The sequence below is a fragment of the Exiguobacterium sp. s121 genome, assembly GCF_018617245.1.
Classification (GTDB): domain Bacteria; phylum Bacillota; class Bacilli; order Exiguobacteriales; family Exiguobacteriaceae; genus Exiguobacterium; species Exiguobacterium profundum.
This window is the reverse complement of sequence record NZ_JACSJV010000001.1, coordinates 1,379,553-1,402,287: the sequence shown is the minus strand read 5'-3', so window position 1 is coordinate 1,402,287 and position 22,735 is coordinate 1,379,553. Positions and strand designations below refer to the sequence as shown.

Below are 22,735 nucleotides of genomic sequence, written 5' to 3'. Positions count from 1 at the left end.
ATAATGATGAAGAAAAAAGCATTTGATGAACTGACAACGATTGAGTTGTATCGCTTACTGGCGTTACGAACTGAGATTTTCGTCGTCGAACAAAACTGTCCGTATCAAGAAATCGATGGAAAAGATGAACAAGCCATCCATTATTGGATTGAAGAAGATGGAGAGATTGTCTCCGCCCTTCGCGTATTGACGGAAGCATCTCCGGTCGCCATCGGACGTGTCGTCACGAAAGCGACGCATCGAGGGAAAGGGTATTCCCGCCTCTTGATGGATGCGGCAATCAAAGATTTTGGACATGAGACGTTATACCTGCAAGCGCAGACGTATGTGGAACCTTTTTATGCCTCGTTTGGCTTCAAACGGACGAGTGATGTGTATCAAGAAGATAGTATTCCACATGTCGATATGTTACGTGAATCAACGAATCCCGCTAGTACCGTTTCGGAATCGTTCATGTTAGAATGAGAAAGAACATTCACGTGCTTTTGAGCACGATTACATTATAGACATAAAGGGGTTTACAATGGTGACCGATCAACAAGTAATTGCAAAAGCAAGAGAATTGGCAGATTTATTAGCACAAACACCAGAAGTGGCGCGCTTCAAAGAAGCGGAAGCGAAAGTAAACGGAAGTGACCGCGTACAGACTTTGATTAAACGAATCAAGTTCTTACAAAAAGAAGCCGTCAACTGTAAGCACTATGGCAAGACGGAAGCACTTGCGAAAGTCGAGCAAAAGATTGATAAAGCGATGGAAGAACTCGATTCAATTCCGGTCGTTCAAGCGTTCCAGGAAACTCAAGTCGAAGTGAACGATTTGCTTCAATACGTGACGGTGACGCTCGCGAACTCCGTGACGGACCGTATCATCGAATCGACGGACGGTGACGTCCTTGCAGGAAAGACAGGGAGCGGCATGGCGGCTGAACAAGCACGCGGCGGCTGCGGATACTAAAACGACACAGCTGGCCGATGGTCAGCTGTTGTACTTTCTAGAGGTGAATCAACATGCAAGAAGTCCATCAGACACCAATGATGAAACAATATTTCTCTATCAAGGCCGACTATCAGGACGCCTTTTTATTCTATCGACTCGGCGACTTTTACGAGTTGTTTTTTGAAGATGCACAAATTGTTGCAAAAGAGTTAGAGCTCACGCTCACTTCTAAAAACGGAAAGCAGGCCGAGCATCCAATCCCGATGTGTGGCGTTCCGCATCATTCCGCAGCAATCTACATTGAACAATTGATTGAAAAAGGATTTAACGTCGCCATCTGTGAACAGACAGAAGACCCGAAAGCGACGAAGGGACTCGTGAAGCGGGAAGTCATCCAAGTGATCACGCCGGGTACATACATGGCGTCACTCAGTGAAAAAGAAAACCGATATCTCGTCGCCATCTCGGACGTCGCAGGGCGATTCGGAATTGCTCGCGGTGACGTCACGACCGGTGAATCATGGTTGACGACACTCTCGTCAGAAGAAGCTGTGTTACGAGAAATCGAAGGATTGCTTCCGAACGAGGTCATCGTCGAGGATGAACGACTCGCTGATTTATTGCGACAGACCGGGATCCCACTTTCGATTCAAGTGGACAAGCGGAATAGTCCACTCGCACAAGGTGCAAAAGATGAGGCACAACGCTCGGCATTTGAATTGCTGTTTGCCTATTTGACGAAAACACAGAAACGTTCACTTGACCACTTGCAACCAGCAGTCGCCTATGAAGTTGAACAACACATGCAACTTGACGCCAATACGGCCCGAAATCTTGAATTGTTCCGTTCGGCTCGTTCCGGGGAACGGAAAGGGTCACTCCTTTCTCTCCTCGATGAGACGACGACGGCGATGGGCGGTCGATTGTTGAAACGTTGGCTTGAACAGCCACTTTATACGGAGCAAGGCATCAGAGAGCGACAGGACGCCATAGAGAACTTAGTGGACGACTTCATGTTGCGCGATCAACTACAAGAGGAGTTAAAGCGAGTCTACGATATCGAACGGCTTGTCGCGAAAGTCGGGTACGGGACGGCGAATGCGCGAGACCTTGTCCAATTACGCGACACACTCGAGCGGATGCCTTCTGTCCGGTCACTCTTACAAACGGTGAAAGCTGATCGCTTGCAGCAAATCGAACAAAATCTCGACTCGTTCGAGACGTTGAGTGAACAGCTTCGGGCTGCCCTCGTCGATTCACCTCCCATCTCGACGAAAGAAGGTGGGATGATTCGTCACGGATATTCGGAAGAGCTCGACGAACTGTTAGAAGCGAAAGCGAACGGGAAATCGTGGATTGCCAACCTCGAGCAACAGGAACGCATCGCGACCGGCATCAAGTCGTTGAAGGTCGGGTATAACCGCGTATTCGGTTACTACTTGGAAGTGACGAAAGCAAATGCGAAGTTGCTCGAAGAAGGGCGTTATGAGCGGAAGCAGACGTTGACGAATGCGGAACGATACATCACTCCAGAGCTGAAAGAGAAGGAAGCGCTCATCTTAGGAGCGGAAGAGAAGAGCTGTACGCTTGAATATGACTTGTTTGTCGCGCTCCGCGAAGAAGTGAAGACGTACACGAAGGACCTTCAACAATTGGCCCGTTCACTCAGCGAGTTGGATGTCCTCCTCGCCCTTGCCGTCGTGGCCGAGAAACGGGAGTATGTGCGTCCGGTTACAGCGAAGCATGTACAAATCGAACGCGGACGACACCCTGTCATTGAGACGGTCTTGCCGCGAGGTGAGTATGTCGCCAATGACTTGACGCTTGACGACACACGTCAAATGTTGCTCATCACCGGACCGAACATGTCCGGTAAATCGACGTATATGCGTCAATTTGCCTTAATTGCAATCCTTCATCAAATCGGTTCATTCGTCCCGGCAGAAGCTGCGGAACTCCCGCTCTTTGACCGCATCTTTACACGGATCGGTGCGGCGGACGATTTGGTGAGCGGACAGTCGACGTTCATGGTCGAGATGACCGAGACGCGACAAGCCGTCACCGAGGCAACGAACCATAGTCTGATTCTATTAGATGAGATTGGTCGCGGAACGTCGACGTATGACGGAATGGCGCTCGCACAGGCGATTGTTGAATATATCGCCTCGTCAATCGGCGCGAAGACACTCTTCTCGACGCACTATCATGAACTGACAGTGCTCGAAGATTCGATTCCGACACTTGAGAATGTTCATGTCCGGGCGATTGAGCGGGATGGGCGAGTCGTCTTCCTCCATGAGGTACACCCAGGACGTGCCGACAAATCATACGGGATTCATGTGGCGGAATTGGCTGAACTTCCGGATTCATTGATTGACCGGGCCCGGACGATTCTGTCAGAACTCGAGTCGGAAGCAACGAAACCGAGTTTGAACGAGCAACCTGCTCCACCTTCAGTGGAAGAAGTCAGCCAGTTGTCGCTGTTCGAGTCGAATGACGCCGTTCGAGAACAGCTGCTCAAACTCGATTTGTTGGCAATGAATCCAATCGAAGCGATGCAGGCGCTGTATGAACTGCAACAGACCGCAAAGAAAGGGTGAGTCGATGGGAATCATTCGAGAGTTACCTGAACAACTCGCGAACCGAATCGCAGCCGGGGAGGTCGTCGAACGACCGGCTTCCGTCGTCAAAGAATTAGTCGAAAATGCCATTGATGCGGGAGCGACGAAAGTGGATGTCAACTTACAAGAGGCGGGCATCCGTCTCATCAAAGTCCGTGACAACGGGCATGGGTTCCATGAAGAAGACGCGGCGCGAGCCTTCTTGCGACATGCGACGAGTAAGATTCGGGACGAGCACGACTTGTTCCGGATTCGGACGCTCGGTTTCCGCGGTGAGGCACTCGCCTCGATCGCGTCGGTCAGTCACGTCTCGTTGAAGTCGAAGCGAGCAGATGAGGATGGTTTTGAGATGACGCTCGAAGGCGGTGTCGTCAAAGAGACGAATCCGGCGGCGACGAATGTCGGGACCGAAATCGCGGTCAGTCAGCTCTTCTTCAACACACCGGCCCGTCTGAAATATTTGAAGACATCGGCGACAGAACTTGCGAGCATTACCGATACGTTGAACCGTTTGGCGCTGTCCCATCCGGAAATTCGCTTCACCGTCTTTCATGAAGAGAAAGAACTGTTGCGAACGAACGGGAATGGGGACTTGAAACAAGTTATGCTCGCCATCTATGGTCGCCAAGTCGCCGCACAAATCGTCACGGCGTCGAGCAAGACGAACGACTATACACTGAGCGCGCATCTCGTGCGCCCGGAAGTGACCCGTTCGAACAAACAATATGTGACCCTCATCTTAAACGGTCGAAGCATCAAGAACTTTGCGCTGACCCAAAGCGTGCTCGAGGGCTATCATACGCTCTTACCAATCGGTCGTTATCCGATTGCCGTGCTCGAAGTGAAGATGGACCCGATGTTGATTGACGTGAACGTCCATCCAACGAAACGTGAAGTACGCTTGTCGAAAGAAAAAGAATTGTGCCAGCTCATTCGAGAGACCGTTCAATTGACGCTCCGGGAGCAACGTCTCATTCCGTCTGTGAAACAAGAGCCGAAGCCGAAACGTGTGACACCGTCCGAACAGTCGAAGCTCGACTTTTCGATGGAGCCGCAACCTAAACAAGCAGACACCGTCGAGTGGAACTATCCGATTCCTCGGGAGCGAAAAGAGTCGCTCACGTCTCCTTCCCAGTGGAATCCGGCGCCGCTCGTTCATGAACCGGAGCCAGAGATGATTGAACCAAAACAGGTCGAAAAGCCTGTACATCAGTCGGAGCGTTTACCGGCGTTAGACGTCATCGGACAACTGCATTCAAGTTATATCATCTGTGGAGCGGAAGACGGGATGTACGTAATGGACCAACATGCTGCCCAGGAACGCATCAAGTATGAGTTGTTTTATGAGCAGTTAGGACGTCCAGAAAAAGAGTATCAGCTTCTGTTGATTCCGCTGACGTTAGAGTTCACGCAAGAAGAGACGCTCGCTATCGAAGAAGTGCTCCCGCTTCTAGCGGATGCAGGCATCACGTTAGAGCCGTTTGGGGGTAACACGTTCCTTGTCCGTGAGATTCCGACATGGTATCCGCAACATGACTTAGAAGGCACGATTCGTGATCTAGTGGAGATGGCCATTCAACAGCGATCAATCGACATTGCGAAATATCGAGAAGAAGCATCGATCCTTATGGCGTGTAAACGATCGATCAAAGCGAATCATCCACTCAATATGGAGATGATGCGACAATTGATTGATGATTTGAGTCGTACGACGTCTCCGTTTACGTGTCCGCACGGGCGACCGATTCTTGTGAAATGGAGCACGTATGAGCTTGAAAAGTTATTTAAACGCGTTATGTAATCGTCTTGTTACCTTGTTTTAACACGATGTAACGTTTATTTACGAGTCCTCATGGGAAAACTATACACATGTCACTCAACGCATCGAGGTTGAGAGGTGGCTTTTTCACTGCCTCACCCTCAAGATGTCGACATGAAATGTATATCCATGTAGGAGGAAAAGAAAATGACGAACAAACTTCAAGTATCAAAACGAGAATTACGCCCACGGTCACTGCGCACGAAGTTGCGTAAGGAAGGAAAAGCGTTAGGCGTCGTCTACGGCTACAAAGTAGACAGCACGCCAATCGTATTTGACGAGATGGACCTTCGTAAAATTCTTCGAGACCACGGTGACAATGCCTTGATTGAACTCCATTACGATGGAAATAAAATCAACACGCTCGTGCACGGATCGGAAACGGACCCGTTCACAAACTTCTATCAGCACGTCGAATTCATGGCCGTGAAGATGGATGAAGAGACAGAAGTCGAAGCGGATATCGTCCTTGTTGGCGACGCGAAAGGCGTCAAAGAAGGCGGATATCTTGCCCAGTCACTTTATAAAGTGACGGTCGCTGCGACACCGGCCAACATCCCTGAACGTATCGAACTCGATGTATCAGAGCTTGGAATCGGCGATTCGGTGACCGTAGCGGATCTTCCAGAAGACAGCTCGTACACGATCGTCTCGGAACCAGATATGCACATCGCCTCTGTGAATGAGCCGGTTGCAGAAGTTGAAGACGAAGAATCGGAAGAAGGTTCAACTGAAGGGGAAGCATCAGAAGCTTCTTCTGAAGAAGCTGAAGAATCGACTGAGGATAAAGAATAAGCAATTCGATTATAAAAAAGGAGCATCATCCCTAGATGGGGTGATGCTCCTTTGTTTTATTGTCCAAACGAATCTGAACTTAATACTTTTAGATCAAAGTGAGGAAAGTGATGTAGCATTTTTGAGTTCGCTTTAGAGTGATGCAACTAATATTATGATTCTTCACCATAGAAATGATAATCCCGGATCAATACATGGAACATCTGATTATTGTAAATTGCACACGCTTTTCATTTTTGGAACCCATTTTTTAGCTATTGGAACCATTTCTCTTATTTATTTTAAAGTTTGTTTTGAATGCTCCAATTATTTTTTTTATGAATATTAATAAAAAATATAAGAGAGCTAAATTAAACAGCAACCCAAATAGTTCAAAACTGTAATCTCCTTGTCCTAGGTTACCTAACCAACGAGCTGGAAATCCATAGTATATGTAGGGTCCCTCTTCTCTAATCCCAATCTGAGGAATGAAAGAAAGTATCATTACAATAATAAAACTAAGAGAAAATACCTTAAAGTTGAATGTGGAACCACCTTTTGACATTTGGGAATCGCATCCTTTTTATGATTTTTTTGTATTTTAATCATCTGATTTCTATTTTCTATGTTATACTAACATTGTACTAAAATAATTGGAAAAAACAAGGGGAGTTTATAGTGATGAAGAACAAACTTGCTTTTTGTACACTGTCCACTGCGCTATTTTTTAGCTTATTTAATCAATCTGTATCCGCCAGCGGAGATATTGATGATTTGAGCAACAAAATTTCAAGTGAGAGTAGTCATGTAGAAATTGTTAAGGCAGAAGAAGTACCTGAAGGAGTATCTAGCATTAACTTTGATTCATATGAGGATTTTGAAAATGCTGTACGTGCTTGGGAAGTTGATCAATTAAATCGAGAAAAAGAAGAAGATTCATTATTTAGCTTAGGGATTGTACCTTCTGCATCACCTTCATTTTATGCTAAAGCAGCAGCCTCTAAAAGTGGCACTGATCGTATCAAGTGGAGCTCTGCTGAAGAATTGCGTTGGGTGTACTCATTGTGGTTACCACAAACCATGTATATTGATTTCGAGTATACTTATACTGGTTCAGGGTCAACAAAAAAATTCAGTAAAATAACTTCTGTAAAGTCGAATAGTAATGGTTTCCCATCAAGTTGGCATCAAACAACGTCTGCTAAAAACATTTCTGCGAATAAAAGAAGCGTATCCATTAAAATTCAAGGATATCATTTACTAGGAGTAAACATTAGCGGACAAAGCGTAGGAGCAAAATTCAGCGATTCCTATAATAAAAAATATAGCTTCTAAAATAAATAGTATACAGTTCACTATTTCTATCGATACTCTTAGTATCCCTCAAAATGTTGAATAATGTTTCTGACTACCTGAAAATGGATTGTGAGACATAATTCAAAGTGAGGGATTTTTTTGATGGCTCTTAAACAGCTTAAAATTTCCATATTATGTTCAAATTAAATATAGTGAATTTTAAGGAGAAGTAATGTTATATGAGAAACTCATCGAAGTATTTCATTTTTGTTTTGGGCGCCGTTTTTTTTATTTTAGATGAAATATTACGAGACTCTATCTCGTGCGGTATGTAGCTTGGTGAAATTAAATTGAACCGAATACGGTTGATTTTGATGGTTAACTACTCTGTTTCTTCATTATGTGGAAGTATGCTATCCTCCCGAAAATAGGGAGAATTTTTCTTTGTCACAAATCCGCCACATGTAAACGATTACGATGTGAACACTCTGTCAATTCCTTCTAGAGGTGATTGCCAACAGAGACTGTACAGTTTATATTGTTAATGATTTCACATATTCGAACTGATACTTTCCTATTTAATTATTCAGAAAGAAGGGTTTGTGACATGGCATCAATGGAAATCCATGCACTCGAATCATTACGGAAAAAAGCACAGGCTTCCTCGCAAATGATTCATTATCGTCCAATGGAATACTTTTTACGGGCGATGTTAGCCGGGATCTTTATCGGCTTTGCTTCAATCTTCACGTTGAAAGTCGTCAACGGTATGTATTTAGCGGAATCTCCGTTCACGACACTCATTGGGGGCTTCTCGTTCGGGATCGCGCTCGTCATGATCATCTATGGGGGAGCGGAATTGTTCACGGGGAATACGATGTATTTCACAACGTCGACACTTCGTGGCTATACAACGCTCAGTGATACGATGCTCGTCTGGTTGCTCTGCTTCGTCGGGAACGCACTCGGGGGAATCCTATTTGCGTTACTACTTGCACCGACTGGCGTCATCCAAGAACTCGGGATGAACAACTGGTTGTTCTCCGTTGTTGAGGGGAAAATGCACCATACGACGGTCGAAATTTTCTTCCGCGCCATCTTCTGTAACTGGATGGTCTGTCTCGCTATTTTCTTACCAAAACAAATGAAAAATGAGTTCGCTCAAATCTTCTCGATGATCTTCCTTGTCGCGGTCTTCTTCGCTTCAGGATTCGACCACGTCATCGCCAACTTCGTATTGTTCGCCTTGACGCTCGTCGTCCCACACCCGGAGACGATCAGCATGGCAGGTGCAATCCACAACTTGATTCCTGCAACGTTCGGTAACATTATCGGTGGAGCGCTCTTCATGGGAGCCATCTATACGTGGCTCAACTCGAAGGGTCTTCGTGAAGCACAAGAATTAGAGGAAGAAGTCGAATTAAAAGTTGTAAAAGCTGTTAAATAAATGATGTTTGTCACATATAACGTAGAGCCTTGTCTTACCGAAGACGAGGCTCTTTTTTATCGTATGATCACACATAAACTGTCACAATATCGACTCGTGACCATTGAGAAAAACACATGCCATAATCTATATATAGGATTTTTAAAACGATTAATATTGTTTTGAATCCATATATAGTGAGGTGATGGGTTTTGAAATTACTGCAGTTGTATGAGGACGTCTGCATCTTACCAGATCAAGACTTAGTACAAGAGAATGCGAACGTGGACGGTAAATCCCCGCTCGGGAAACTAGCACGACTCTCTTCGGAAGTGTCGAAAGAACTATCGCAGACGTATTTGATGTCGGAGCGACCAAAACAGGCCGTCACTGATAACTATTTATATGTGCACGACGCCGACTATTACATCACAGGCTCGACGACATGTTGTCAAATTCCACTCGGTCAATTATTAAAAGATGGATTCCATACGGGGCATGGAACAATCAGGTCACCAAAGGACATTCGCTCCGCCATGGCACTCGCATCGATCATCCTTCAAGCGAATCAAAATATGCAACACGGAGGGCAGGCGTTCCCGATGTTTGACGTCGACTTGGCACCGTATGTCGAGAAGACATATGAGCGTCAACTGAGCCGACTCCAATCCTTACCCGTTGACTGGGAAGAAACGCAATTGGAGACACTCGCTGAAGAAGAGACGATTTCGGCGACGTATCAGGCGTGTGAGGCGTTCATACACAATGCGAACTCGATGCACTCACGAGGTGGCGGGCAAGTGCCTTTCGTTTCGATCAATTATGGAACGGACACATCAAAGTGGGGACGTATCCTCATTCGAGAGCTACTTCGTGCCACGGAACGTGGGTTAGGGAACGGGGAGACTCCGATTTTTCCGATTCAAATCTTTAAAGTGAAGGAAGGAATCAACTTTCGGGAGGACGATCCGAACGTCGATCTTTTCCGTGAAGCGTGTCGGGTCACAGGAAAACGGCTATTTCCGAATTTTTCCTTCATCGATGCCCCGTTCAATGCCGCTTACTATGATGGGACGCATGCATCTGAAGTGGCATATATGGGTTGCCGCACTCGGGTCATGGGAAACCGACACGGAGAAGAGACGTCGATCGGTCGTGGCAATCTTTCCTTTTCCACACTCAACTTGGTGAAGATGGCACTTGTCTCGGAGTCGATCTCGGATTTTTACAGCATTCTCAACCGATATGTCGACATCGGGATCGAACAGTTAGTCGAGCGTTTCGAATATCAATGTACGCGTCGCGCTGAAGAATTTCGTTTCCTCTACACACAAGGTGTCTGGCGTGGAAGTGAGCAGTTACATATTCATGATGAAGTCCGAGACGTATTGAAACAAGGAACGCTTTCACTCGGTTTCATCGGACTCGCTGAAACGTTGAAGGTGTTGACGGGAGGTACACATGCTGAGTCTCGTGAAGCGGAGCGACTCGGTCTTGACATCGTCACGCATTTGGCCAATCGCATGCGTGCGGCAGCCGAAACGTACGACTTGAACTTTTCGTTGCTCGCGACACCGGCAGAAGGATTGTCAGGTAAATTTGTGACGCGAGACCAGGAAACGTTTGGGATGATTGAAGGTGTCACTAATCGTGCCTTTTATACAAATTCATTCCACGTGCCGGTCTATCAGTCTGTATCAATTCGTGAGAAAATCCGAATCGAGGCACCGTATCACGCATTGTGTGACGCGGGACATATTTCATATGTCGAAGTCGATGGGTCACTTGCCCACAATGCGGAAGCGGTGGAATCGATTGTCCGCTTGATGCGACAGCATGATATCGGCTACGGTTCCATCAATCATCCGGTCGATCGTTGCGGAAATTGCGGGCTTGAAGGACTGATTGACGATGCCTGTCCGACGTGTGGCGAGGATTCAAACATTGAACGAATCCGCCGCATCACCGGTTATTTGGTCGGGACGATGGACCGTTGGAATACGGCGAAGCGAGAAGAAGAGCGGGCGAGGGTGAAACACGATGCGCATTCTATCCGTCGTTGAAGAATCCGTCGTTGACGGACCGGGGATTCGGACGGTCATCTTTACTGCTGGCTGTCCGCATCACTGTAAAGGGTGTCACAATCCTTCCTCGTGGAATCCAACCGGGGGTGAGGATGTCGAAGTAGAGGAACTTGTTCAGCGCGTCAAGCTCAGTGGTTGGGACGGGGTGACCATTTCTGGAGGCGAACCGTTTCTTCAATCGTCAGCGTTAGCAAAACTCGTCACGGCATGTAAGTCGCTCGGTAAAAATGTGTGGGTGTATACGGGTTATACGATCGAACAGTTGGAAGCGATGCATGACGAAGCGATTCAAACCGTGTTGGACTACGCCGATGTGCTCGTCGACGGTCGTTACGAGCAGTCGCTACGAGATATGGGACTTCGTTTTCGAGGATCGAGTAATCAACGGATCATCTTTTTGAATAAAGTATAATCGAGGCAGAGATGTCTCGATTTTTTGTATAATGATGAAAAAGGGGGAGTTTTAATGAAATGGTGTAGTTTTGAGATGCAGGAAGAGCAACGAGTGGGGATTGTCAAAGGCGATTTCGTTTTTGATGTCAGCAATCAAGTACATACGACAAATTTATTAGAAGTGATCGCGCGTGAGTTCGAACCAGATATCGATTTGGACGTGGCGCCCTCATACCGAATGACGGATGTGAAATTACTCGCCCCGTACCGTCCATTGAAAAACGTGATTTGTATCGGCAAGAACTACGAAGAACACGTGAAAGAGATGGATACAGCAGGAGCAGGGAAACTCGTCATCTTCACGAAAGCACCGACCTCGGTCGTCGGTCCGGAAGCGGTCATTGAGCGTCATCCTGAATTGACGGACAAACTTGACTATGAAGGTGAGCTCGCCGTCATCATCGGCAAGTCTGGACGAGACATCGAAGCGGTCGAGGAGCACATTTTCGGTTACACCATTCTAAACGATGTGACGGCTCGAGACGTGCAAAAAGAACATGTCCAATTCTTCCGTGGCAAGTCGTTCGATACGTTTTGTCCGATGGGACCGTTCGTCGTCACACCGGACGAGCTCCAGTTCCCTCTCCAAATCAAAACAAGTGTCAATGGGGAGACGCGTCAAGATGGGACGACAGCCGATATGATTCGTCCGATTGATGAACTCATTCGTACACTGTCGAAAGGCATGACGCTCGAAGCGGGCGACGTCATCGCGACGGGTACACCAGCCGGAGTTGGGCACGGGATGACGCCACCGACGTATCTACAAACGGGAGACACGGTCGAAGTGACGATTGAAGGTCTCGGTACGTTAAGAAATGTGATTGTCTGAATGAAATGACGTAAAATGTGAAGAATCTTGTAATTCATTTATCATTTTATAAATGAGTGTTCCTCTTCGTTATAGTAAGGGTAGAAGATAACACAGAGGAGATGAATCATTATGGATCGTCACGATCAATCAAATGAACACGATCAATTACATGAATCAGAGCAACAAAAAGATTGGTTAGATACAGAACTCGGTTCATCCAACCGAGAAGAGACAAAAGTACGAACACAATCAAAACCGTCATTCGTCAGCCGTATGTTCCCGGGACTTGTCGGTGGAGTCATCGGAGCGTTGTTGACGGGCGCAATCGCATATCCGTTCATCGACCAACCCGCGACGAGTGTGAGTGACACGAACGTGACCTCGCAAGGGACTCCGGTCCAAACGTCATCGAACGTATCCGATTCTTCGGTCACAAATGCCGTCGCGACCGCTCAACCGGCCGTCGTGACTGTAAACAACTTCGCCCAAAGCGGATTCTCGAGTGAGGCGGTCGAGGCTGGAGTCGGATCAGGTGTCATCTATAAAAAAGAAGGTGACTCGGCATTTATCGCGACGAACCATCACGTTGTCAACGGAGCGGACAAGCTGACGGTAACCTTTAATGACGGAACGACTGCGGAAGCGACACTCATGGGAAGTGACGCGACGTATGACTTGGCCGTCTTGAAAGTGGACGCTGATAAGGTACCGGCCGTCATCTCAATCGGCAAATCGAGCGAGTTGAAACCGGGTCAAACGGTCATCGCCATCGGGAATCCGCTTGGACAATTCGAGAACTCCGTGACACGCGGTGTCGTCTCATCGACGTCACGCCTCGTACCCGTCGATACGGATGAGAACGGACAGGCCGACTTCAATGCCGAGGTCATTCAAACGGATGCGGCCATCAACCCAGGTAACTCAGGTGGTGCGTTAATCAACGAAGAAGGACAACTCGTCGGGATCAACTCGATGAAAATTGCGACAGCAGAAGTCGAGGGAGTCGGATTCTCAATCCCAGTCGACATCGCCCTTCCGCTCATCAATCAAATCGAACAGACGGGAGAAGTGAATCATCCGTCACTCGGCGTCTCACTTCGTGACGTATCAGAGTTCCCTCAAGGTTACTTGACGGAACAAATCAACTTGCCTGAATCGGTGACGGCGGGAACAATCATCGTGGAAGTGCAACAAAATAGTTCAGCTGCGAAAGCGGGTCTTAAGGCACGTGACGTCATCGTGAAAATCAATGACAAAGACGTCAGCTCGTTCATCGACCTCCGTAGTGAATTGATTCGCGATACGGACGGAACGGTCGACATCGAATATATCCGGGACGGAAAAACGGAGACGGTTCAAGTCGAGATTCAAAATGCGAACGGTTCTGCATTGTAAAAGGTGGGCAATATGCCCGCCTTTTTTGCTATGCTTATACAAAAGGAGGATGAGTTATGGTACGAAATTTATATGGGGTGTTACTATTCGGGGCAGGAATTTTACATTTTGTAAGAGAGAAGGCGTTCATGTCGATTATTCCGAAATCTTGGCCGTTCCGCCGACTGATGGTGCAACTAAGCGGAGTCGTTGAAGTCGTGTTCGGGGCGATGCTCTTACTCAACAAGGGAACATCGTTCGTGAAACGGACGCTACCGGCATTCTTTATCGCCGTCTTCCCGGCAAATATCAACATGGCCGTCAAGCCATCTAGAATCGGTGGGAAGGTCATTCCGAAATGGATTACATGGGGACGACTCCCGCTTCAATGGGTTTTGATCAAAGGTGTCAAAAAAATATAAAGGTGTGGAGATACATATGACAAGCGTACTCAAGTGGTTTGAGCATTTCCATGCTCATCCAGAAATCAGTTGGAAAGAAGTCGAGACGACTCGAACAATCGCATCCATCTTATCAGACTGGTCGATTCCCCATCGAACGTTTGAGGACGTGACCGGAGTAATCGCGGAGATTGGATCGGGAGAAGAAGTGATTGCGGTCCGCGCCGATATCGACGCGTTATGGCAACAAGTGGACGGTACGTTTCGAGCGAACCATTCATGTGGGCACGACGCGAACATCAGCATGGTACTCGGTGCGCTCGAACAGTTGAAAGACGAAACGTTACAAAAGCGAATCCGTTTCATCTTCCAACCTGCCGAAGAGCAAGGGAATGGTTCGCTCGCCATGATCGAACGAGGGGCGTTAGAGGACGTGACGCAACTATTCGGAATCCATTTACGTCCACAAGAAGAGTTGAAAAGGGGACAATATGCGGCGGCGATTCAACATGGTGCTGCCTTCTTCTTAAAGGGAGAGGTCATTGGGGATGATGCGCATGGTGCGAGACCACATCAAGGACAAAACGCACTCGATGTCATCTTCACGATTCAACACATGCTTAAAAGCATTTACTTGTCACCGTTTGAGCCGCACTCTGTCAAGTTGACGAAGGTACACGCCGGGAGTGACAACATGAACATCATTCCAGGAAATGCGACGTTCTCGATTGACGTCCGTGCCCAACAAAATGAAGAATTGCTCGAACTGCGCAATCGTGTCGAAGACATGCTACTTCATGTCGGGCAGCTTCATCGTGTGAAACTGGAATGGGAGTGGCAAGACTTCACACCGGGAGCGGTCGTTGGGGAACAGTCAAGTCAGATTGCGAAGCAGGCGATTGAGCAACGCTTCGGTCAGTCGGCTCTCGTCGAGAGAATTGTCACGTCAGGTAGCGATGATTTTCATTTCTATACCGTCGAGAAACCGTCACTTGATGCGACGATGATTGGAATCGGCGCTGATTTAGGTCCAGGCCTTCATCATCCGCATATGACGTTTGACCATGACGCGTTAGAAGATGGGGCACGCCTACTTGCGGATGCGCTCCGAATTGCAGCAACATAATTCAGAATGAGTGGGATAGACAGATGTCTGTCCACTCATTTTTTTATTGCATCCATCCCTTGTAAGCGCTATCATAACGTTATTAGCGACAATATAACGACAATTCTGAATTTTCGCTATAGGGGAGGAAGTTAGATGGAAACAACGGGGAACAAGCAAAACATGAAGCTAGGGTGGGCGCTATTACCACTTGGTGTGATGATTGTCGTCATGCTCATCTCAATCGTCAAGCTCGGTCAAGGACCACACATCCCGCTCATCGTCGGAACGGCAGTCGCTTCAATCGTCGCCTGGCGACACGGGTTCAAGTGGAAAGAGATTGAAGAGATGATGTATAAGGGGATTCGTCTCGCCTTACCGGCAGTCGTCATCATCATTTTGGTCGGGTTGACGATTGGGGCATGGATCGGTGGAGGGATTGTTGCCACGATGATCTATTTCGGGCTGAAGATCATTTCACCGGCATACTTTTTGTTAACGATTTGTCTCATCTGTGCGGTCGTCGCCCTTTCGATCGGGAGCTCATGGTCGACGATGGGGACGATTGGAGTAGCGGGGATGGGCATCGGGCTGAGTATGGGGATACCAGCGCCGATGGTAGCGGGGGCTGTCATCTCTGGTGCATATTTTGGGGACAAGATGTCACCATTGTCAGACACGACAAACTTGGCGGCCGGCTTGACTCATACTAATTTATTCGTACATATCCGGCACATGTTATATACGACGATTCCAGGACTTATCATCGCGCTAGGGGTATACGCTTGGCTAGGTAGACGGTTCGCAGATTCGACGACGGACTCTTCAGAGATCACACAGACGCTTAACATTCTTGAAGATAGTTTTGTCATCTCACCATGGTTACTCATCGTCCCACTCGCCGTCATTTTGCTCGTTGCAAAGAAGGTGCCAGCGATTCCGGCGCTCGTCGTCGGGATTGCACTGGGCTTCTTGGCTCAAGTGTTCATTCAAGGTGGAACGCTCGCTGACAGCGTAGGCGCTCTTCAGAGTGGTTATGTCATCGAGACGGGAAATGAACTGGTCGATAACCTCTTCAGTAGAGGTGGTCTTGATGCGATGATGTACACGGTCTCGATGACCATCGTCGCGATGACGTTCGGGGGGATTTTAGAATATTCGGGAATGCTACAATCTATTATGAACCAAATTTTGAAATTGGCGAAAACGGCAGGTTCGTTGATTGCTTCAACGATTTTAGCTGGGATTGCAACGAATGCGACGTGTTCGGAGCAGTACATCTCAATCGTCGTCCCGTCGAGAATGTTTGCTGGAGCGTATGAAAAAATGGGATTACAGTCAAAAAACTTATCTCGTGCCCTCGAGGACGGTGGAACATTGACATCGGTGTTCATCCCGTGGAATACGTGTGGGGTATTCATTCTCGGCACACTTGGGGTCGGAGCTTTCGAATATGCACCGTACGCCGTCTTGAACTTCATCGTACCAGTCATCTCGATTGTATATGCCTTTACGGGATATACGATTGAGCGCATGGCAGTCATCCAACAGGAAGAACCTGTCGCGGAACAAGCGGCTCAATAAAACGATTCCCGGTCGTCAATCGACCGGGAATTGAAATTTATAGACGGTACGCGGACGACCTTGGCTGTAGCTCATCTCTTCGCCAATCCGATGAACAAGTTTTGCATCAACCAATTTTTTGATGAGTCGCTCTGTCGTACGACGTGTCACGTTTAAATGGTCGGTCAACTCTTTCGCTGTAAACTCGAGATTGTCCGTTGAAAAGTGAATGAGCTTTTCGATATTAATCGGACTCATACCCGTCTGCTTCATCATGTCATAGACACGCGTTTGCGTGACACGGAAATGAATCGGTGCCGGTTGATCGGTGAACGTCATTCGTTTTGAATCGTCGACGATTCGTATAGTGGAATTACTTGTCGTATGAAGTGCAAGTTCGGCATGCTCAATGGCACGTTGATAATCGGACCCATACCCGATACCTACATGACCAGGAGTTTCCTCTGGCAAGATGAAACCGTTTGACATGGCGGATTCAATCTTTCCTTTACTCGATAATAGGATGATGCCGTCTTGAGTGGACTCCATCAATTTACCACCGAAATAATGATGTTTTGTCGTATGGTTGAGCGTATCTTCACTTGCATCCGAGTAGAAGAGCACAGCGAGTTGTGACTGGTCCGATTTGTTCAAACGAATCTGTTGAATAAAATCATGGAAGTGGTGGAGAATTCTCTCTTCTGGCTCTATCATGAGCTGACTAGCAAAACCATTTTCCACTAAGTGTCGATGGACTCGTTCGACACTTGTCAAGGCGAATCGAGTCGTCCCAGTTCGTTGAAGTTGCTCATGAAACGAAATCAACTCTTCGAAATTCATATACGGACTGAGTTCTTTCACTTGCGGTGGCGACATGTGGCTTGGAAACGATGCTAAAATCGAATCAAGTCGTGACGCATCAACGAGATCGATAGAGAGATGTTCGAGTCGGAGCTGTTGTGTCAATGTCACATATAAGAGTGACGTCAATAACACGACATCATCTTGAACGACGTGATGGGCAAATGGAAGGGTCGCTTCCTCCGTCGCGTACGTATAAGGGAATGAACCGGAAAAGAACACTCCGTCGAAAAATAGGAGATGCTTAGCGATGTCTTTCGCTTCTCGCGGGTCATCATAAGGAAATCCCTCGATTCGAACATCGGGTAAGGAAGAACCGTTCTGTACCTGTTGTATAAACGATGGTGAGCCGACAACGGCGATATGGATGGACATGTAAAATCCCCCTTGCAATTTAGCGACTATATAACGACAATATAGAGGAAAGGACAGTTGAAGTAAAGGAGTGATGAACATGAATATTCAAAAAATAGAAATTTTCTCGGTTCGCTTTCCATTAAAGGTACCATTCATCGTCAGTTATCACCGTTATGATGATATGCCTTCTGTCATCGTCAAAATGACAACCGCATGTGGACTTGTCGGTTATGGAGAAGCCGTGGCAGATGAGCATGTGACGGGTGAGTCCGCTGAGAGCACGGTCAGTGTACTCCGTCATCTATTGGCTCCGCTCTTAATCGGAAAAAATCCGATGCACCTAGAGCATATTCATGACGAGATGGACCGTGCGATTCGTGGTGTTCCGGCTGCCAAAGCAGCACTTGATATCGCGTGTCATGATGTGATCGGGAAAAAGCTGAATCAACCAATCTACGAATGGATTGGCGGTCGGTACCATGAATCATTCCCTGTCACTCACGTCTTGAGTATCGGAGAGCCGAGCCATATGGCACAAGAGGCACTCGAACAAATGAAACGAGGCTATAGAGCAGTGAAGATGAAGGTCGGAGTCGATGTGCAAACGGACGTGGCGCGTGTCAAGGCGGTACGGGAAGCGGTAGGAAATGACGTGCCGATTCGAGTCGACGTTAACCAGGGATGGATCAACGCGGCCAATACGGTTCAAGCCATGCGTCTACTCGAACCGTATGGAATCGACTGGGTCGAACAACCGGTCAAGGCGGATGATTTTGAAGGCATGCTCGAAGTGAAACAAAAAATTTCAGTCCCGCTCATGATGGATGAAGGGTTGAAAGATATTCACGATATGAGACGCTTGACGATGATGCAGGCAGCCCATAAAGCGAACATCAAGCTGATGAAGTGCGGTGGCATCTATCCAGCGAAGAAGTTGGTCCATATGGCGGAGATGTCCGGAATCGAATGCCAGATTGGTTCTATGGTCGAATCCTCCATTGCATCGAGTGCAGGATTCCATGTCGCTTTCTCGAGTAAAATCGTGAAGACGGTCGAGTTGACGGGTCCGCTCCGGTTCGGGAAAGATGTAGGCAACTTATCATATGATTTACCAATCATCTCGCTGAACTATCGTCCGGGACTCGGTATTGACGTCGATGAGGACGTGTTACGTGAATTGACGACGGAATCTTACGTGGTTGGAGATGAGTCGCATGTGGCAAGGTGAGATCAAAGACCTTTCACTTCATGTATGCGTCCTAGGCTTGTCGGATTTACCGGAACTGTTAGCCGTTCAAGATACGGTCATTCAGGCGTTGGCTGAACCGGAGCACTATCAATCGTTATCGGTTGAAGAGTTCACGAAACTGTTGACGGATCAGACGTTGATTGGGGCAAAAGCAGATGGTCGGATTATCGCGTTCCGAGCGATGCTCATCCCACCGATTGATGCGGAGCATCTAGGACGAGATATCGGATGGCCGGAGGATTCGCTTGAACGTGTCCTTTATCAGGAAGTGACGAATGTCCACCCAGACTTCCGTGGATATGGACTACAGACACATTTAGGCAAACTGTTGATGGCACAAGTGGAATCGGATGATCGATTCGATGTCGTCTGTGCTACCGTCGCACCGTTCAATATTCCAAGCATGAAAGACAAGTTTTCTCTCGGACTCCGAATCGGGGCGTTGAAAGAAAAGTACGGCGGGAAACTCCGCTATATTTTTTACAAAGAGATGCATCGTTCGTGGCATCCCACATCAGTTGCGCAAGATGTACCGATGGAAAATCGTGGGCGACAAGTTGAGTTGCTTCAAGCTGGTTGGGTCGGGACGGGCATGATGAAACAAGGGGAACAGTGGATTGTTCGATATGAGAAGTAAAAAATCCTCGTCAAGCTGACGAGGATTTTGTTTAATCGAGAACGAAGAGTACATCATTCGCGAATTTCTCATACGTACGGTCACTCGGGTGGAACTGATCGGTCGCTAAATCTCTTGATAAGTCAGAGATGTAGGCGAACGGGTCGATCACATCGATATTCTGCGTATTCGCCAATTGCTTCGCGGATGCGTTCCAATCAAGGATGAGCTGATTGAATGCTTGTCCATTCTCATCATTTTGAAACGGATTGTATAGACCGATATACACGATGGTTGCTGAATCGTTGAGTGAGCGAATTTCAGTGAAAATCGTTTCTAAATTCGTCTTCGCATCCGTGACCACTTGTTGAATATCGACGGATTCGAAGTTATCGACGTTTTCCCCACGGTTGAACAAATCGTTTCCACCGATGGTCAACGTGATATATCGTGCGTTCTCAATCGTTCGACGCACTTCAGGTTGCTCGAGTTGTGTGAGCAAATCTTCTGTTCGTGCCCCAGACACGGCAAGGTTTTGCGTACGTACGCCTTCTTCTTCAAGAGCAGTGCTGACAGGCTGTACATATCCTGCGCCTGATGTTGACCCGACACCGCGTGTCAACGAATCGCCTAATGCGACGTAGACGTCTCCTTGTGGTTCAGGGCGTTCGTCTTCGGAGACGGAAAGTGTTCGCTCCGGCGGATTGACGATATCCTGATAGCCAATCCATAGACCATATAAGGCGATTCCCGTTAAAAGAACGGCGCCACTTAAAAATGCATACCATTTCGACTGTTTCATGGGCTGACCTCGCTTTCTATATGAACATCATATCAAAAATGTGTGGATGTGCCCTATGTGAATGTTCGAATAGGACAGATTCACTTTTGTCCGATAGAATAAAGAAAGAGGTGAGACAATGGAACCGACGTTAAAGCTACATCAACTAACAAAAGTGATTGGAAAAAAGACGATTATCGATAACATTTCGTTAGACGTCTACCCGGGTGAGGTCTTCGGATTTTTAGGACCGAACGGCGCCGGGAAGACGACGACGATTCGAATGATTGTTGGCTTGATCAAACCGACGAAAGGAAATGTATCGATTTGTGGGTATCGTGTCGACAAACAATTTGTCCAAGCGATGAATCAAATCGGCGCAATCGTCGAGAATCCAGAGCTGTATAAGTTTTTATCCGGACGCGAGAACTTAGAAGCGTTCGCACGCATGTTACCTGGAGTCGATGATAAGCGAATCCAAGAAGTCATTGACCTCGTCGATTTGACCGCTCGAATCGATGATAAAGTGAAGACGTACTCTCTCGGGATGCGACAGCGACTCGGGATTGCCCAGGCGCTATTAAACAATCCACGGGTGCTGATCTTGGATGAGCCGACGAACGGGCTCGATCCGATGGGGATTCGAGATTTACGACTTTTCATTCGTCGACTCGTAGAAGAAACGGGACTGAGTGTTCTCGTATCGAGTCATATCCTGGCCGAGATTGAACTACTAGCGGACCGAGTCGCCATCATGTCGCGAGGCAAGATTGTCAAGGTGGGGACGGTCCATGCTTTGATTGAAGAACTCGCGTCAACGGTCGACTTACATGTGACGAATAGCTTCGAAGTATTGCCGATCGTTCAAGGGTACGAAGGAATCGACCAAGCGGACGTGGTGGACGAACGGACGATTCGTATTTCCATGAACGTGGAAGAGACGGCGAAGTTGAATCGCTATTTGATGGAAAGAGATGTCGAGGTGTTTGGACTCGAGCGCCGTGTCCAAACGTTAGAGGACCTCTTCATCACGTTGACAGGTGGTGATCACATTGCCTAATCCATCGATGCTCGGTCTTATTCGTAATGAAGTGCTCAAGATTCATCGGAAGCGCAGATTGATGGTCGTCTCCATCATCCTGATCGTGCTTGTTTCGATGTTCACGTATGCGAACTATCGTCAAATCGAGAAACAACGCGAAGAACAAGGAACGATTGATTGGCGTGTCGATCTCCAGCAAGAGATCATCGATACACAAAACCGACTCGCCTCCGCGAACGTTCAAGACGAGTTTCGGCAGATTCTTGAGTTCCAAGTCCAACAGAATCAGTATTATCTTGATAATGATATCAATCCGAATTATCCGGGAGCTCCGACGTTTATGCGCGTCTTCTTCTCCCAAGGAACTACGCTTGTCCTACCGCTGTTCATTATCGTATTGATGGCAGATATCGTGAGCGGAGAACATAACGATGGAACGATCAAGACGTTGTTATCGCGACCGGTCCGGCGATATAAGATCTTGCTCGCCAAATGGCTGACGACGCTCCTCTATACATCGATCTTAATATTTGTGACCGCCGTCGTCAGTTACGCCATATCCGGCATCGTTCTCGGCTGGGACGGATGGAATGCTCCGATTTTGACCGGTTTCCAAGCTTCGCCGACCGGAACATTCTCGACCGACTTTGTGCATACGTTGCCGATGTGGGAGTACTTGCTTATGTCGATGGGTCTATCATGGCTCGTCGTGGCTGCGGTCGGGACAATTTCTCTCATGATTTCCGTTTTGGTTAAAAATACGGCGACCGGAATCGGAATCATGATGGCTGTCCTCATCTCGGGGCCATTATTGACATCGCTTGGTTCAAACTGGGATAGCTCGAAATACCTGGTGAACGTCAACTTCGGTCTTCATACCTATTTGGAAGGACAGGCTCCCCCGATTGATGGGATGACGTTACCGTTTTCGTTACTCGTCATTCTCATTTGGTCGATTGCCGCCTTGGCGTATGCGTTTTACCACTTTACCCAAAAAGATGTGTATTAATTATTCGTGCTCCTTTCCTAAGGAGCACGAATTTTTTTTTGGATAAAATTAGGTCGTAAATAGAATGAATGGTTCTAAATACTCAATATTATGAATTATCAAAATAATTAAAAAGATGGATACAGCCTTTGTGGGAAAGTGTGTAAAGTAAGA

20 protein-coding genes are annotated in these 22,735 nt (G+C 47.5%); 18 read left to right on the top strand and 2 right to left on the bottom strand.

The features are described from left to right. The first annotated feature begins 6 nt into the window (after positions 1–6). The 14 genes from KOG47_RS07185 to nhaC all read left to right on the top strand — a co-directional run bounded on the left by KOG47_RS07185 (position 7) and on the right by nhaC (position 16,688). A complete protein-coding gene (locus KOG47_RS07185; protein ID WP_215244012.1) occupies positions 7–465 on the top strand; it encodes a GNAT family N-acetyltransferase in 459 nt (152 codons plus the stop codon). 58 nt (positions 466–523) lie between these two features. Next, positions 524–955 (top strand): YlbF/YmcA family competence regulator, encoded by a 432-nt coding sequence (locus KOG47_RS07180; RefSeq protein WP_215244011.1) that lies wholly within the window; start codon positions 524–526, stop codon positions 953–955. 53 nt (positions 956–1,008) lie between these two features. Continuing rightward, a complete protein-coding gene (gene mutS / locus KOG47_RS07175) occupies positions 1,009–3,537 on the top strand; it encodes a DNA mismatch repair protein MutS (RefSeq protein WP_215244010.1) in 2,529 nt (842 codons plus the stop codon). Positions 3,538–3,541: 4 nt separating this feature from the next. Beyond that, on the top strand, positions 3,542–5,359 hold the full coding sequence (gene mutL, locus KOG47_RS07170; protein WP_214690992.1) for a DNA mismatch repair endonuclease MutL: 1,818 nt from the start codon (positions 3,542–3,544) through the stop codon (positions 5,357–5,359). 165 nt (positions 5,360–5,524) lie between these two features. Beyond that, positions 5,525–6,172, top strand: coding sequence for a 50S ribosomal protein L25/general stress protein Ctc (locus tag KOG47_RS07165; RefSeq protein ID WP_214690991.1), 648 nt, complete (start codon positions 5,525–5,527; stop codon positions 6,170–6,172). A gap of 660 nt (positions 6,173–6,832) precedes the next feature. Further along, entirely contained in the window at positions 6,833–7,486 is a 654-nt protein-coding gene (locus tag KOG47_RS07160; RefSeq protein WP_214690990.1) for a hypothetical protein, read from the top strand. Between the two features lie 577 nt (positions 7,487–8,063). Beyond that, positions 8,064–8,894 carry a formate/nitrite transporter family protein gene (locus KOG47_RS07155; protein ID WP_370568602.1) on the top strand — a complete coding sequence of 277 codons (831 nt, stop codon included), beginning with the start codon at positions 8,064–8,066 and terminating at the stop codon, positions 8,892–8,894. A 191-nt stretch (positions 8,895–9,085) separates the two neighbouring features. Further along, positions 9,086–10,936, top strand: coding sequence for an anaerobic ribonucleoside triphosphate reductase (locus KOG47_RS07150; protein WP_215244009.1), 1,851 nt, complete (start codon positions 9,086–9,088; stop codon positions 10,934–10,936). Further along, positions 10,914–11,369: an anaerobic ribonucleoside-triphosphate reductase activating protein gene (gene nrdG / locus KOG47_RS07145; protein WP_215244008.1), complete on the top strand. Its 456-nt coding sequence runs from the start codon at positions 10,914–10,916 to the stop codon at positions 11,367–11,369. The genes KOG47_RS07150 and nrdG overlap by 23 nt, the downstream gene beginning before the upstream one ends. A gap of 54 nt (positions 11,370–11,423) precedes the next feature. Further along, a complete protein-coding gene (locus KOG47_RS07140) occupies positions 11,424–12,242 on the top strand; it encodes a fumarylacetoacetate hydrolase family protein (protein ID WP_214783139.1) in 819 nt (272 codons plus the stop codon). A gap of 111 nt (positions 12,243–12,353) precedes the next feature. Further along, positions 12,354–13,619: a S1C family serine protease gene (locus KOG47_RS07135; protein WP_215244007.1), complete on the top strand. Its 1,266-nt coding sequence runs from the start codon at positions 12,354–12,356 to the stop codon at positions 13,617–13,619. Positions 13,620–13,675: 56 nt separating this feature from the next. Next, entirely contained in the window at positions 13,676–14,020 is a 345-nt protein-coding gene (locus KOG47_RS07130) for a DoxX family protein (protein ID WP_078146805.1), read from the top strand. Positions 14,021–14,036: 16 nt separating this feature from the next. Beyond that, positions 14,037–15,125: an amidohydrolase gene (locus KOG47_RS07125; protein ID WP_215244006.1), complete on the top strand. Its 1,089-nt coding sequence runs from the start codon at positions 14,037–14,039 to the stop codon at positions 15,123–15,125. A gap of 162 nt (positions 15,126–15,287) precedes the next feature. Then, positions 15,288–16,688, top strand: a complete 1,401-nt coding sequence (gene nhaC / locus KOG47_RS07120; protein ID WP_371730215.1) for a Na+/H+ antiporter NhaC — start codon at positions 15,288–15,290, stop codon at positions 16,686–16,688. 15 nt (positions 16,689–16,703) lie between these two features. Here the strand turns inward: nhaC and KOG47_RS07115 are convergent, their stop codons facing one another. Beyond that, a complete protein-coding gene (locus KOG47_RS07115; protein ID WP_215244005.1) occupies positions 16,704–17,903 on the bottom strand; it encodes a hypothetical protein in 1,200 nt (399 codons plus the stop codon). Positions 17,904–17,982: 79 nt separating this feature from the next. On the opposite strand from KOG47_RS07115, the gene KOG47_RS07110 reads away from it, so the two are divergent. After that, a complete protein-coding gene (locus tag KOG47_RS07110) occupies positions 17,983–19,113 on the top strand; it encodes a mandelate racemase/muconate lactonizing enzyme family protein (protein WP_215244004.1) in 1,131 nt (376 codons plus the stop codon). Then, positions 19,100–19,771 (top strand): hypothetical protein, encoded by a 672-nt coding sequence (locus KOG47_RS07105; protein ID WP_215244003.1) that lies wholly within the window; start codon positions 19,100–19,102, stop codon positions 19,769–19,771. Before KOG47_RS07110 ends, KOG47_RS07105 begins: the two co-directional genes overlap by 14 nt. Positions 19,772–19,802: 31 nt before the next feature. Here KOG47_RS07105 and KOG47_RS07100 read toward each other — a convergent pair whose 3' ends face one another. Beyond that, complete coding sequence (locus KOG47_RS07100; protein ID WP_215244002.1) at positions 19,803–20,552, bottom strand: GDSL-type esterase/lipase family protein; 750 nt, start codon at positions 20,550–20,552, stop codon at positions 19,803–19,805. A gap of 118 nt (positions 20,553–20,670) precedes the next feature. On the opposite strand from KOG47_RS07100, the gene KOG47_RS07095 reads away from it, so the two are divergent. Beyond that, entirely contained in the window at positions 20,671–21,591 is a 921-nt protein-coding gene (locus tag KOG47_RS07095) for an ABC transporter ATP-binding protein (protein ID WP_012726176.1), read from the top strand. Continuing rightward, positions 21,584–22,582 (top strand): ABC transporter permease, encoded by a 999-nt coding sequence (locus KOG47_RS07090; protein WP_251131817.1) that lies wholly within the window; start codon positions 21,584–21,586, stop codon positions 22,580–22,582. Before KOG47_RS07095 ends, KOG47_RS07090 begins: the two co-directional genes overlap by 8 nt. The last annotated feature ends 153 nt before the right edge of the window (positions 22,583–22,735 follow it).